The sequence below is a fragment of the Sulfitobacter sp. 1A13496 genome, from assembly GCF_043557225.1.
GTDB classification, from domain to species: domain Bacteria; phylum Pseudomonadota; class Alphaproteobacteria; order Rhodobacterales; family Rhodobacteraceae; genus Sulfitobacter; species Sulfitobacter faviae.
Genome location: NZ_JBIFFP010000001.1, coordinates 635,300 through 648,362 on the forward strand (window position 1 = coordinate 635,300; position 13,063 = coordinate 648,362).

Here is a 13,063-nt window from a genome sequence, read left to right on the forward strand (position 1 = left end):
CTTGGCCGGTCATACTGGAGCGCACCACGCGCTTCAAGAGGCAGGCTTAGCCCGGCACAGCAATCTGGCGGCGGCCTTCGGTGAAAATGACCCGTTTGCCCGCTTCGATCTCGCGTTGGAACAGGCCAGTGATGATGCGCATGGCCTCGTCCCGGCCCGAGGCGGCAAAGCGCCGGGCGGAGCGGACGCGCAGGTTGTTGTCAAAGCCGCGCGCGGCGTGGGCCCAGAGCATCGGGTGCAGTTCCGTCATGTGGTCGCGCACGATCCAACGCGCGCAATCGGCAATCTCGGCCCGGACGGCCCCGGCGGCATCCTCTGTCTCTGCCGCCTGACCGATGGCGCTGGCGCAATAGGCCGCCAGCAGGTTGGCGGTATGCGGATCGGGGCGGCGGGCGAGGATGTCGTGCAGCCCTTCGATGAAAAACGGCACATCTAGGTTGGCACAGGCCTGCGCATCGCAGCTGATCGCGTCGAATTGCACCCAAGTGTAGCCGCCCGCGCCCCATGTCTCTTGGGTCCGCGCGGCGGTGCGGCGGGCCTCAAGTTCCAACTGGTCATATGAGCCATGCCACCGCGGCAGAAGGTGGTTGCCCATGGCCCGCATGGGGCGCGGGTTTGCGGGGTTCAGGTCGATGAGCCGGGCGTAGCGGTCTGCCACGGCGCGGGCGTCACCGCCGGTTCCCCCAAGCAGGGCACAGTGCGTCGCCGCGAGCAGGGGCGAGGCTGCTGTGTCCTTGTCGAATGGCGCGAGGATTTGCTCGGCGCGTTCAAAATGCGCGGCGAAGGCCGCATGGTTGCGGGCGGGCACGTCGCTGTCCCAGCCCGTGCCGCGCCACGCCCAGCCGATGTCCATATGCGCCTGCGCCACGATGGCCGCGATCATCGTGCTGTCGGCGTGATCGGCCAGCACATGTTCCAGCGCTTCGATCCCGGCCATCAGGGGCGCGTCACTCGCCGGTTTGCCGTCGTAAAGCGCATGTTCCGCGGCGAGAATCACATCCGCCCGCGCGCCAAAGGCCATCAGCTCGGCCACCGGCATGGCACCCGGTGTCATCTCGCGGTTCTCGTCGGCTTCTTGCAAAAGCTTTGCCATCTCCTCCCAACGTTCTTGGCGCACCAACCATTGCGCGCGGTACTGGTGACGGTCGCGCTGCATTTCTTCGGCGTTGGGGTCGGGGCAGGAAATGCGCAGCAGCGCGTCGCGTGGCGCGCGGCGGCGCAGGAGCGGCATTTCCAGCGGCTCGAACTCGGGCGCTTGCGGTGCGGGCTTGGCAAAGAACCCTTGCAAGGCGGACGGGATCATATGCGAGAGTTTCTTCATCTGGGGCCGGTCCTGCCTGCTGTTTGTCGATGATTTAGGTTTGACCGGGCAATGGGGCGGAACCGTGTCCGGCGTGCGGAGCTTTCGGGAAAATTCTGCAGCGCGGTTGGGCAGGCGGAGGCGATCCTTCGCGACAATCCGGCGGCGCGGCGGGCGCTGTTTCCCGATCAGAGGAAATCTGCCGATCCCGCGCCGCTGCCGCGCTTGCCAAGCGCGTTTTGGGGCGGTCTTATGCGCGACATGAAACCTGCCATGATCGCCCTCTTGCTCTGCGCCAGCCCCACCATGATTTGGGCCGAACTGCCCAAACAGCCCGCCCCGGTGGTGGAGGTGGATAACGTGGTGCAGACCGCCGCCACGTCTTTGTCCTTCCCTGATGCGGTCGAGACCGAGGACGAACCGCCCGCGCTTGAAACCGCGCCCTTTACCACAACGCTCCGCCCGCCCGCGCGTCCGGGCAATCTGCCGCGTACGCGCTGGCAGCATATGCGGGGGCATTCGCTTTGGACCCGCGCGGCGATCTCGGCGCTGAAATCCCATGGCAAGCCCTTGGTGGATATGGTGCCCGCCGATGTGGCGGAGTGGTGCCCGGCCTATCCTACGGCATCCGACAGCCAGCGCCGGGCCTTTTGGGTCGGCTTCATGTCGGCGCTGGCCAAACATGAAAGCACCTATCGGTCATGGGCCGTGGGTGGGGGCGGACGCTGGTACGGGTTGTTGCAAATCCTGCCCGGCACCGCGCGGGGCTATAAATGTAACGTCGGCAGTGGGGATGCGCTCAAGAACGGCGCCGCGAACCTGAGTTGTGCCGTGCGCATCATGGCGACGACCGTGCCGCGCGATGGGGTGATCGCCGGAAACGGGCGGCGCGGCGTCGGGGCCGATTGGGGGCCGATGCGCAGCGCGTCCAAACGGGCGGATATGTCCCGCTGGCTGCGGCAGCAGTCTTATTGCAAGCCGTTGAACGCGACCCGGCCCCGCAGCCGTCCGTAGATTACTGGATCAGCGTGAAGTGATGCCGCTCTGTGTTGATGCCGCGTGTCTGTAGCGCGGCTTCCAATGCGCGGTGCGGTGGGGTGGCCTCGAAAGGCAGTTTGATCTTGCGCCCGGTGCGGAGAATGACCGTGGCGCGCACGGACATATCAAGCCGCGTATCAAGCCGAACCCGGTCGACCTGCGCCAGCGCGATTTTCGCATCCCGTTTGCCGGTGAACCACGACAGGCTGTGCTGGTCGAGCGTCAGGCCGCTGGCTGGATTGCTGAAGACCTCCCATAGCGCGGGCAGGGTAAAAAGCCCCAGCAGCCCGATGATCCAGCCCGAGGCGTCAAGCCAGAGCCACGCCGCCGTGAGGGCCGCCCAGATCATGGGCAACAGCAACAGGGCCGTTCGGCTGCGGGCATGGCGGCGGTAAGTATAGGCCGCCATGCCCTTTGTCTGAATAGGCGTGTCAGGCACCGCGAATGCGGCTGAGCATCTCGGAGGTGTCCCGGCTGAGATCGGCGCTGGCGAGGATGCGGTCAAGTTGGGTCTCGATCATATCTTGCCGCGCCATGTCATAGCGCCGCCATGTCTGGAAGGCCGAGCACATCCGCGCCGTGGTCTGCGGGTTGACCGGGTCGAGCTTGATCAGCCAGTCGGCCAGCAGGGCGTAGCCCTTGCCGCTCTCATGGTGGAACCCTGCGTGATGCATGGCAAGGCTGCCAAAGACCGCGCGGAAACGGTTGGGGTTCTTCCAGTTGAAATCGGCATGCTCGGCAAGCCGGCGCGCCACTTCGGCCGCCTCTTCCGGCGCGGCTTGGCTGACTTGCAGCCCGAACCATTTGTCCATCACCAGACGGTCCTCCCGCCACTGCGCCTCAAAGGCGGCCAGCGCCTTGTCACCTTGGCCCGCACGCAGCAGGGCGGCGAGGGCGCTGAGTTGTTGGGTCATATTGTCGGCATCGTCGAACTGCGCCTGCGCGCGCGCCGGTCCCTCAACGCGGGTCAGCAGGGCAAGTGCTGCATTGGTCAAGGCGCGTTTGCCCGATTGCGCCGCATTGGGCTGATAGGGGGCGTCGACCCTGTGGCGGTCATAAAGATCGCCCAGCAGCGCGGCAAAACGCTCGGCCATGGCATAGCGGGTGGCCTCCACCGCCTGATGGATCGCCGCCGGATCCGGCGTTTTGCCTGCGTCATGCAGGGTGCTGGCCAGATCAGCGTGGCTGGGCAGCCCCAGCATCAACGCGCGGTAGGCGGGCTCAAGCGTCTCATCCCCGAGTACAGCTTGAAGTGCGGCAAGCCATTCAGCATCCGGTGCGCTGCCTTCGGTGATCGTCGCCAGCAAAGACTGCCGCGCCAAAGTGCGCCCGGCCTCCCACCGGTTGAAGGGATCGCTGTCATGGGCCAGCAGCAGAAGGCGTTCTTCTTTCGAGAGGTCATGTGCAAGCACCACCGGGGCGGAGAAACCGCGCAGCACCGAGGCCACGGGGCGCGCATCCAACCCGTCGAAGGTAAAGCTCTGTTCGGCCTCGGTCATCTCCAACACGCGAGAGGGGGCCACTTCGGCTCCATCCGCGCCGATCAGCCCCACGGTGATCGGCAGAACCTGCGGTTTCGGCTCAGGCGTGGCGGTGCTGGGCGGGGTGTGCTGGGTGAAGGTCAGCGTGAAGATGCCTTTACCCGCATCCCAAGCCTCCACCACCGAAAGACGCGGCGTGCCCGCCTGCGAATACCAGCGTTTGAACTGGGTCAGATCGCGGCCCGTGGTGTCTTCGAAGACCTTCAGCCAATCTTCGATCGTCGCCGCATCGCCGTCGTGACGCTCGAAATAAAGGTTCAGCGCTTTGGCATAGGCGTCATCGCCCACCAAGGTTTTGAGCATGCCGATCACCTCGGCGCCCTTCTCATAGACGGTGGCGGTGTAGAAGTTGTTGATCTCCTGAAAGCTTTCGGGCCGTACCGGGTGGGCCAGCGGGCCTTGATCCTCGGCGAATTGACGTGCGCGCAGGTCGATCACATCGCCAATGCGTTTCACCGCCGGAGAGCGCATGTCCGAGGTGAACTGCGCGTCGCGGTAGACGGTCAGCCCTTCCTTGAGACAGAGTTGAAACCAATCGCGACAGGTGATGCGGTTGCCGGTCCAGTTGTGGAAATACTCATGAGCGATGATCGCTTCGATCCGCTCGAAATTATCATCCGTCGAGGTTTCGGGGGAGGCGAGAACGGCGGCGGAGTTGAAGATGTTCAGCCCCTTGTTCTCCATCGCGCCCATGTTGAAATCATCGACCGCAACGATGTTGAAGATGTCGAGGTCGTATTCACGACCGTAAACCTCTTCGTCCCATTTCATTGAGGCTTTGAGCGCCTCCATACCAAAGGCGCATTTGCCTTCGTCGCCGGGGCGTACATAGAGGTTCAGATCGATCTCGCGGCCCGACATGGTGGTGAAACGGTCGGAATGGGCGACCAGATCGCCCGCCACCAGCGCGAAAAGATAGGCAGGCTTGGGCCATGGGTCATGCCACTCGGCATGGTTCTGCCCCTGCGCCACGGGATTGCCGTTGGACAACAGAACGGGATGCGGGCCGTTGATGGTAACGGTGAAGACGCTCATCACATCGGGGCGGTCGGGGTAATATGTGATCTTGCGAAAGCCTTCTGCCTCGCATTGGGTGCAATACATGCCGCCCGACATATAAAGCCCTTCGAGGGCGGTGTTGCCCTTGGGGTCAATTTCAACCTCGGCCTCCCAAATGAAGGGGCCGTCGGGCACATCGCAGGTCAGACCGCGTTCTGTCACCTTCGGGGTGACCGGCTTGCCGTCGATCTGCGCAGAGACAAGCTTGAGTTGTTCACCATGCAAGAAAAAGTCAGCCTCCTGCGCCGCCGGGTTGGGGCGAAAGGCGATGCGGCTTTTAACCCGCGTCTTATGGGGATCGAGGTCAAAGGTCAGGGCCACCTCATCCACCAGAAAGCCGAAGGGCTGGTAGTCACTGAGATAGATCGTTTGGGGGGTGGCGTCGCGCATTGGGCCTCCAGTCGCGGGAACGTAATTGGTCTGGGAAATGTTATGTCTCCAGAAGGCGGCCTGCAAGCCGAGCTGCCCCAACTTCGAGCAATGAGGTGTATCCATGTCCGCCCCCGACACCGATACCGAAACGCAGAAGAAACGTCATCGTCCCGCTTTGATCGGTATCAAAACCGCGATCATCGCAGGGGCGCTCTTGATGATTGCCGGCATCGTCTACGCGGTGTTGCAGGCCACCGACCCCTCGCCGGAAGGTGAGGTGCAGCCCGTCGATGGCCCGGCGGACGCCGAGCCGGTGATCGCCACCCCGGAGCCGGTTGCCGACTAGCGGCGCTACCGCCTGCCTGCCCGCGCTTGCGCCGCTTTGCCTTTCTGCTAGACCTTTCACAAAGGTATCCAGCGCGGGAGAGGGCGGAGAATGACGGGTAGAATTGACAAGAACGGTTTGCAGGTAGAGCCCGCACTGATCGACTTCATCGAAGGATCGGCGCTGCCGGGCACGGGTGTAGACGCGGATGTCTTTTGGGCGGGGCTGTCGGACCTTGTGCATGACCTTGGGCCGAAGAACCGTGCGTTGCTTGAAAAACGGTCCGAAATTCAGGCCAAGATTGACGACTGGCACCGCGCGCGCACAGGCAAGCCGCATGACGCGGAAAGCTACACCGCCTTTCTGCGCGAGATTGGCTATCTTCTGCCCGAAGGCCCGGCGTTCCAGATTGAGACGCAAAACGTAGACCCCGAAATCGCGCAGGTGCCCGGGCCGCAGCTTGTCGTCCCGATCACCAACGCACGCTTCGCGCTCAACGCCGCCAATGCGCGCTGGGGCAGCCTATATGACGCATTCTATGGCACCGATGCGCTGGGCGATCTGCCGGTGGGCAAGGGCTATGATGCGGAGCGGGGCGCGCGGGTGGTGGCGCGGGCAAAAGCCTTTTTGGATGACGCCGTGCCGCTTTCGGCGGGCAGCCATGCAGATTTGGCGGGGTATCGCGTTGTGGACGGGCACCTTGAAGCTGTAATGGCGCAGGATGCCGCGCCCTGCGGCTTGGCCAATCCCGCGCAGTTCGCGGGCTACCAAGGCGCGGCGGAGGCGCCCGACGCGGTCCTCTTGCGCAACAACGGGTTGCACATCGAGATCAAGATCGACCCCGATCACGCCATCGGCAAGGACGACCCCGCCAGCGTCGCCGATGTGATCATCGAATCCGCGCTTTCGACAATCATGGATTGCGAAGACAGCGTCGCGGCGGTGGATGCCGAAGACAAGGTGCTGGCCTATGGCAACTGGCTGGGGCTGATGAAAGGGGACCTTGCCGAGACCTTTGAAAAAGGCGGCCAGACCGTCACCCGCCGCATGGCCGAGGACCGTCGCTATACCGCGCCCGATGGGGAGGGGGAGGTCACGCTGAAGGGCCGTTCGCTGATGCTGGTGCGCAATGTCGGCCATCTGATGACCAACCCCGCCGTGCTCGACCGTGAGGGGCGCGAGATTGGCGAAGGGCTGATGGATGCCATGGTGACCACGCTGATCGCCATTCATGACCTCAAACGCGCGGGCGGCAACTCGGTCACCGGCAGCGTCTATGTGGTGAAGCCCAAGATGCACGGGCCCGAGGAAGTGGCCTTTGCCGACGAGATTTTCACCCATGTGGAAAAGACGCTCGGCCTGCCGCAATATACCGTAAAGCTCGGCATCATGGACGAAGAGCGCCGCACCAGCGCCAACCTCATGGAATGTATCCGCGCCGCGAAACACCGGGTGGCCTTTATCAATACCGGTTTCCTCGACCGCACGGCGGACGAGATCCATACCAGTATGGAAGCCGGGCCGATGGTGCCCAAGGGCGAGATGAAGAACAGCGCTTGGATCGCCGCCTATGAGGATCGCAACGTCGATATCGGCCTTGCCTGCGGCTTGCAGGGCCGCGCGCAGATCGGCAAGGGTATGTGGGCCATGCCCGACCGTATGGCCGAGATGCTGGAAGCCAAGATCGGCCACCCCCAATCCGGGGCCAATTGCGCCTGGGTGCCATCGCCCACCGCGGCTACCCTGCACGCTACACATTACCACAAGGTTAACGTCTTGGCGCGGCAGGAGGAGATTAAAGAGGGCGGCGCACGTGCCACGCTTGACGCGCTGCTGACCATCCCGGTGATGGAAGGCCGCAACCTCAGCACCGAGGAAATCACCCGCGAGATCGAGAATAACGCGCAGGGCATTCTGGGCTATGTCGTCCGCTGGATCGATCAGGGCGTCGGCTGTTCCAAGGTGCCGGACATCAACGATGTGGGCCTGATGGAAGACCGCGCGACTTGCCGCATCTCGGCCCAAGCGCTGGCGAATTGGCTGCATCACGGCGTCATCAGCCGCGAGGAAGTCGAGGCCGCGCTTAAAAAAATGGCAGCCGTGGTTGACCGTCAAAACGCCGACGATCCCAGCTATCGCCCCATGGCGCCGGGCTTTGACGGGGTGGCCTTTCAGGCGGCCTGCGATCTGGTGCTGAAGGGGCGCGAACAGCCCTCGGGCTATACCGAACCGGTGCTGCACGCGCGCCGGTTGGAGCTGAAGGCGCAGAGCTGAGGTTGAGACCGCGGCGCGAAGCGCCTATGTTCGGGCCATGGTGAATAAGAGGTAACTCATGGCCCGACCCGTCGTTGGTATCATTGGCAATTCCTACCTGCTGAACGATCAATACCCCGTCCACGCAGGCGGGCAGATGAACACCGAAGCGATTGCCGAGGTTTCGGGCTGTCTGCCGCTCATCGTGCCGAGCGATCCGCGCTTTGTCTCGGTCGAGGAATTGCTGGAGGTCTGCGACGGTTTCCTGCTGACCGGCGGGCGCCCCAATGTGCATCCCGAAGAATATGGTGAGCCTGAGACGGAGGCCCACGGTGCCTTTGACCGCGCGCGCGACGCCGTCGCGCTGGCGCTGGTACGGGCCTGTGTGGCGCGGGGCCAACCCTTCCTCGGCCTCTGCCGCGGGTTTCAGGAAGTGAACGTCGCCATGGGTGGGTCGCTCTATCCTGAGATCCGCGATCTGCCGGGGCGAATGAACCACCGCATGCCCCCCGATGGCACCATCGAAGAGAAATTTGAACTGCGCCATGACGTGAGCTTTACCGAAGGCGGCGTGTTCCACCGTGTGATGGGCGCGTCCAAAGTGCTGACCAACACGCTGCACGGGCAGGGGATCAAGGAACCCGGTCCGCGCGTGGTGATCGACGGCCACGCGGATGATGGCACGCCCGAGGCGATCTATATCAAAGACGCGCCGGGCTTTACCCTCGCCGTGCAGTGGCATCCCGAGTGGAATGCGGCCAATGACCCCGTTTCGCGCCCGTTGTTCGAACATTTCGGCGCGGCGGTGCGGGCCTGGGCGGCAGATGGATCGGCCATGCCGGTGATGACCGCCGCGCAATAGGGCCGGGCACAGGGCGCGCGCGTTGCACTCTCGATGACCGCGCGCCGCGCTTTTCGGGGCGCGGCAGCCTGCATCGCGATGCAGTCGTTCTGTCGGCCCCCCGCGACTCCGATCGCGCCGTCAACAAGTGCCTTATCTCAACGCCTCTCAACTGTGCAGCCCGCTCAATGGCGCAACAGCTTGGGCCGCGTGGTTCAGCGGCGTCACATCATCATCCAAGACCGCGTCCTCCTCTAGCGGCCCCGCCTCTGCGCCCTGAAGCGCTGCCGGACCTGAGCAGGCGCGGCGATAGGAGCTGTAAGGCCAAGCCTCAGGACGGTCACAATAGCCTGCATGGACGGGGCTGAGGTGCACCAAGCTGCAATGCCGTTTGAAATCTGCGGGGTCGCGGATCCGATGCTTCCAGAATCGCCGCTGCCAAATCCCTTTCTCGCCCCGTTTGATCTGCCGCAGACTGCAATGCGGAGCCGGGGGGAGATGGCGGGAAAACCGCCCCTTCCACATGCCGATCCGGTTGCCGTAATCGGTATCGTTCGGCGGCAGGGTCCAGACCGTATGGAGCACATCCGGCAAGATGGCGATGGCATCGATCCGGAAGGGTTTGCGCGCCAAAGTCTCACGCATCGCTTGGCGCAGGGCCGTGATATGCCGCAGCAGCGCATCATCATCGCGCCGCGCAAGGCGCAGGGTAAAGAAATAGCTGTTCGGGCAATGGGATGAAGGGCTGTCTCTCATGGCCCTGAGCTTGGCGCAGCTTGGTTAAAGCAACCTTAACGGCGCTACATTTGCCCGCCAGCGATTTCGATCGACTGGCCGTTGATGCTTTCGGAGCCTTCGCCAACCAGCCATGCCGCCGCGGCAGCCACTTCCGAGGGCGCGATCAGGCGTTTGTGGCGGTTGGCATTAACCATGACATCGCGGGCCTTTTCCTCGGACAGCCCGGCGCGTTTGGAGATCGCCTGCGTGTTGCGCGCGATGATCTCGGTATCGACGTAACCGGGGCAGAGCGCGTTGAAGGTAAAGGGTTGGCCCATGTAATCTTCGCTGAGCGAGCGGATCAGCCCGATCATCCCGTGTTTGGAGGCCGAGTAGCAAGCTGCCCCCGGCAGGCCGCGCAGCCCGGCCATGGAGGACACGGCGATGACCCGGCCCCAATCGGTCTGGCGCATGGATTTCAGGCTCTCGCGGATGGTGAGAAAGGCCCCGTCGAGATTGGTCGCCATCATGTCGCGCCAAAAATCGAGGTCGGTTTTATGCAGGGACCGGCCTTCGGCCACGCCCGCATTGGCCACGCAGATTTGCACCGGGCCATTGGCCTCAACCGCGCGGGCGATGGTGTCGGTGACCTGCGCCTCGTCGCGCACGTCCATCGCCATGCCGCTGATGCCATTGCCTGACACGGCGTCGAGCACCTCCTGCCGCCGCCCGGTGATGGTGACCTTTGCGCCCTTGGCGGCCAAGTCCTGCGCGATGGCAAGCCCGATGCCTGTGCCGCCGCCGGTGATGAATGCGTGTTTGTCTTTCAGTGTCATAAAGCCTCCCATTTGCGGGCAGGGTGGCGCGGAGGGGGCGGCAGTACAATAGGCAGCTTGTGATGACGGGGCGTTATGTGCGGGGCGGCTGGCACGGCGATAGGCCAAATCTTGCCGCCCGCCGATCACAATTGCGGAAGCCTTACGCCGGACTATTGCAGCGCTCGCCGCCTTGGCGCACTGGTCGGATGGGTAACCTGATGACAGGGCCTTGCTAGAACCATTGGAGCAGTAAAATGAAACACATCGAATTTTCAGTTCTCGCCCTTTCCGCAGCCCTCGCTTTTGGGGCAACCACAGCGCAGGCGGTCGAAGTGACGGGTGGATCGGTCGGGCTTTCCTATTCCGCATTCGCGGACGACACCGATTTCAGCCGGCTTGGCCTTGATGGGTCGGTAGAGCTTGGCTTTAACCGCAACCTTAGCTTGCAGTTCGACGCCGGTTACAGCGACTTCGACTTTGTCGATGAAGACAGCCATTTGCTGGGCCTGCACGGCATTTACCACTGGGATGAAGCAACCTCTTTCGGGGCCTTCTACACCCGGGAGGAAGCCTTGGGCGGAGATGCGGATATCTTGGGTCTCGAAGCAGGCTATGAAATGCTAGATTGGGACTTCGAAGGCTATCTGGCCCATGTCGATACCGATGCAGGCGACGGCACGCTTGGCGGTATCAAGGCGCGTTATGCGCTGGCGGAAGGCTTTGGCATCAGCGGCTCCTATGATCGGCTAGGCAGCGATGGAGACGACCTGTCGCGTTTTGCCATGCGGCTCGATCGTGAGGTTTCCCCGACCACCAATCTGTTCTTGGAAGTCGGGTCTGCCAAGGTGGACGTGGGCAGCATCAGCGAGTCCGAGCCCTTCGTAGGTCTGGGCGGCGAAATCAACTTCGGCGCGGATCGTGGCACCACTTTCGACCAGCGCGGTTTGGCGCGTCTGATCCCCGGTCTTTGATCGCGACTTAGCCGTCGTTTGACACTTCGGCATGGCCCTCGGGCCATGCTACTGGCGCAGGGTGGAACGGCTGTTCTATCTCTGCGCCAAAAACAGCAAACCGTTCTTCCGATGTCGCGGTGCAGCAATTTTGCACCGTTTCACCCCGCGGTTTGCTTGTACTATTGCTGCGCGCGCGCTATCGCTCTGACTAACAAAGTTGCGCCAGAGCGGCGCGACGGGCCAGCAAAGGGGGACTCTTGGTTTGAAGATCGGGACACCAAAAGAAATATTTGAGGGCGAGAACCGGGTCGCGATGACCCCGGAAAGCGCGCTGCAACTGCAAAAGCTCGGGCATAGCTGCGTCATTGAGACGGGCGCCGGGGCGGCTGCGGGCTTTGACGATGCCGCTTATGAAGCCGCGGATGTCGAGGTGGTGCAATCCGCCGCCGCGCTTTACGAGGCCGTCAATGTGGTCGCCAAGGTGCGCCCGCCCTCCGAGGAGGAGGTGAAGCACCTGCGCGCAGGCCAGACGCTGATCTCCATGTTCAACCCCGCCGGCAACACCGAGTTGATGGAGGCCGCCGCCGCCAAGGGGGCGACCGTCATGGCGATGGACATGGTGCCGCGCATCAGCCGGGCCCAGAAGATGGACGCGCTTTCGTCGATGGCGAACATCGCGGGCTACCGTGCCGTGATTGAGGCAGGCAACAACTTCGGCCGTTTCTTCACCGGTCAGATCACCGCGGCGGGCAAGGTGCCCCCGGCCAAGGTGCTGGTCGTCGGCGCGGGCGTTGCGGGCCTTGCCGCCATCGGCACGTCAACCTCGCTCGGTGCGATCACGCTGGCCTTCGACGTGCGCCCCGAAGTGGCCGAACAGGTCGAATCGATGGGCGCTGAGTTTGTCTATCTCGACTTTGAAGAAGAACAGGCCGATGGGTCGGCTTCGGGCGGCTATGCCTCTGTTTCCTCTCCCGAATTCCGCGAAGCGCAGCTTGCCAAGTTCCGCGAGCTGGCGCCCGATGTGGACATCGTGATCACCACGGCGCTGATCCCCAATCGCGAGGCGCCGGAGCTTTGGACCGAGGACATGGTGCAGGCGATGAAGCCCGGCTCCGTGATCGTCGATCTGGCCGCGGAAAAGGGCGGCAACTGCAAGCTCACCAAGATGGACGAGAAGATCGTCACCGATAACGGCGTCACCATCATCGGCTACACCGATTTCCCCTCGCGCATGGCGACGCAGGCCTCGACGCTTTACGCCACCAACATCCGTCACCTGATGGCGGACCTCACGCCCGAGAAGGACGGGGTCATCAACCACGACATGGAAGATGACGTGATCCGCGGCGCCACCATCACCCACGAGAAGGAAGTGACCTTCCCACCGCCACCGCCCAAGGTCGCGGCCATTGCAGCGGCGCCGAAGAAGGAAAAGGTCAAGGAAAAGACGCCCGAGGAAAAGCGCGCCGAGGAACTGGCGGCCTTCAAGCAGCAGACCAAGAACCAGGTCACGCTGCTGGCCGTGGGTGCGGCACTGCTGCTGAGTGTGGGCCTCGTGGCCCCCGCCAGCTTCATGCAGCACTTCATCGTCTTCGTTCTGGCGGTCTTCGTCGGTTTCCAAGTCATCTGGGGTGTGGCGCACAGCCTGCACACGCCGCTGATGGCGGTGACCAACGCGATCTCTTCGATCATCATTCTGGGCGCGCTGATGCAGATCGGCTCGGGCTCTTGGCTGGTGATCCTTCTTGCTGCCCTGTCGGTCTTTATGTGTGGGATCAACATTTTCGGCGGCTTCCTCGTGACACGGCGCATGCTCGCCATGTTCCAGAAATCCTGAAGGAGCGAG

General features: G+C 63.3%; 11 protein-coding genes. 6 read left to right on the forward strand and 5 right to left on the reverse strand.

Features of this window, described 5'->3' with window-relative positions; translation table 11 throughout:
• Positions 1 to 46: 46 nt before the first annotated feature.
• The gene (locus tag ACGYLX_RS03105; RefSeq protein ID WP_394447257.1) at positions 47 to 1,321 is read right to left on the reverse strand and encodes a hypothetical protein; all 1,275 of its coding nucleotides are present in this window, start codon (positions 1,319 to 1,321) and stop codon (positions 47 to 49) included.
• 231 nt (positions 1,322 to 1,552) lie between these two features.
• Between ACGYLX_RS03105 and ACGYLX_RS03110 the strand changes: the two genes are divergently transcribed.
• On the forward strand, positions 1,553 to 2,314 hold the full coding sequence (locus ACGYLX_RS03110) for a transglycosylase SLT domain-containing protein (RefSeq protein WP_394447259.1): 762 nt from the start codon (positions 1,553 to 1,555) through the stop codon (positions 2,312 to 2,314).
• A gap of 1 nt (position 2,315) precedes the next feature.
• Here ACGYLX_RS03110 and ACGYLX_RS03115 read toward each other — a convergent pair whose 3' ends face one another.
• A complete protein-coding gene (locus ACGYLX_RS03115; RefSeq protein WP_394447261.1) occupies positions 2,316 to 2,747 on the reverse strand; it encodes a hypothetical protein in 432 nt (143 codons plus the stop codon).
• Positions 2,748 to 2,769: 22 nt separating this feature from the next.
• Positions 2,770 to 5,328 (reverse strand): aminopeptidase N, encoded by a 2,559-nt coding sequence (gene pepN / locus ACGYLX_RS03120; protein WP_168612015.1) that lies wholly within the window; start codon positions 5,326 to 5,328, stop codon positions 2,770 to 2,772.
• A 103-nt stretch (positions 5,329 to 5,431) separates the two neighbouring features.
• Here pepN and ACGYLX_RS03125 point away from each other — a divergent pair, with 103 nt between their 5' ends.
• The 3 genes from ACGYLX_RS03125 to ACGYLX_RS03135 all read left to right on the forward strand — a co-directional run bounded on the left by ACGYLX_RS03125 (position 5,432) and on the right by ACGYLX_RS03135 (position 8,750).
• Entirely contained in the window at positions 5,432 to 5,656 is a 225-nt protein-coding gene (locus ACGYLX_RS03125) for a hypothetical protein (RefSeq protein WP_168612016.1), read from the forward strand.
• 90 nt (positions 5,657 to 5,746) lie between these two features.
• Positions 5,747 to 7,909, forward strand: a complete 2,163-nt coding sequence (locus ACGYLX_RS03130) for a malate synthase G (RefSeq protein WP_168612017.1) — start codon at positions 5,747 to 5,749, stop codon at positions 7,907 to 7,909.
• A gap of 58 nt (positions 7,910 to 7,967) precedes the next feature.
• Complete coding sequence (locus ACGYLX_RS03135) at positions 7,968 to 8,750, forward strand: gamma-glutamyl-gamma-aminobutyrate hydrolase family protein (RefSeq protein WP_168612018.1); 783 nt, start codon at positions 7,968 to 7,970, stop codon at positions 8,748 to 8,750.
• A 147-nt stretch (positions 8,751 to 8,897) separates the two neighbouring features.
• Here ACGYLX_RS03135 and ACGYLX_RS03140 read toward each other — a convergent pair whose 3' ends face one another.
• A complete protein-coding gene (locus ACGYLX_RS03140; RefSeq protein ID WP_394447264.1) occupies positions 8,898 to 9,485 on the reverse strand; it encodes an REP-associated tyrosine transposase in 588 nt (195 codons plus the stop codon).
• A 44-nt stretch (positions 9,486 to 9,529) separates the two neighbouring features.
• Complete coding sequence (locus ACGYLX_RS03145) at positions 9,530 to 10,282, reverse strand: SDR family oxidoreductase (protein WP_168612020.1); 753 nt, start codon at positions 10,280 to 10,282, stop codon at positions 9,530 to 9,532.
• Between the two features lie 236 nt (positions 10,283 to 10,518).
• On the opposite strand from ACGYLX_RS03145, the gene ACGYLX_RS03150 reads away from it, so the two are divergent.
• Both ACGYLX_RS03150 and ACGYLX_RS03155 read left to right on the forward strand, forming a co-directional pair.
• Positions 10,519 to 11,235, forward strand: a complete 717-nt coding sequence (locus ACGYLX_RS03150) for a porin family protein (RefSeq protein WP_168612021.1) — start codon at positions 10,519 to 10,521, stop codon at positions 11,233 to 11,235.
• A 244-nt stretch (positions 11,236 to 11,479) separates the two neighbouring features.
• Entirely contained in the window at positions 11,480 to 13,054 is a 1,575-nt protein-coding gene (locus ACGYLX_RS03155) for a Re/Si-specific NAD(P)(+) transhydrogenase subunit alpha (RefSeq protein WP_394447266.1), read from the forward strand.
• Positions 13,055 to 13,063: the final 9 nt, after the last annotated feature.

What these genes read in the sequence shown, in the direction of transcription:
- ACGYLX_RS03125 (WP_168612016.1), top strand. Translation starts at nt 5,432, where the DNA reads ATGTCCGCCCCCGACACCGATACCGAAACGCAGAAGAAACGTCATCGT.
- ACGYLX_RS03105 (WP_394447257.1), bottom strand. Translation starts at nt 1,321, where the DNA reads ATGAAGAAACTCTCGCATATGATCCCGTCCGCCTTGCAAGGGTTCTTT.
- ACGYLX_RS03135 (WP_168612018.1), top strand. Translation starts at nt 7,968, where the DNA reads ATGGCCCGACCCGTCGTTGGTATCATTGGCAATTCCTACCTGCTGAAC.
- ACGYLX_RS03130 (WP_168612017.1), top strand. Translation starts at nt 5,747, where the DNA reads ATGACGGGTAGAATTGACAAGAACGGTTTGCAGGTAGAGCCCGCACTG.
- ACGYLX_RS03140 (WP_394447264.1), bottom strand. Translation starts at nt 9,485, where the DNA reads ATGAGAGACAGCCCTTCATCCCATTGCCCGAACAGCTATTTCTTTACC.
- ACGYLX_RS03115 (WP_394447261.1), bottom strand. Translation starts at nt 2,747, where the DNA reads ATGGCGGCCTATACTTACCGCCGCCATGCCCGCAGCCGAACGGCCCTG.
- ACGYLX_RS03145 (WP_168612020.1), bottom strand. Translation starts at nt 10,282, where the DNA reads ATGACACTGAAAGACAAACACGCATTCATCACCGGCGGCGGCACAGGC.
- ACGYLX_RS03110 (WP_394447259.1), top strand. Translation starts at nt 1,553, where the DNA reads ATGCGCGACATGAAACCTGCCATGATCGCCCTCTTGCTCTGCGCCAGC.
- ACGYLX_RS03150 (WP_168612021.1), top strand. Translation starts at nt 10,519, where the DNA reads ATGAAACACATCGAATTTTCAGTTCTCGCCCTTTCCGCAGCCCTCGCT.
- pepN (WP_168612015.1), bottom strand. Translation starts at nt 5,328, where the DNA reads ATGCGCGACGCCACCCCCCAAACGATCTATCTCAGTGACTACCAGCCC.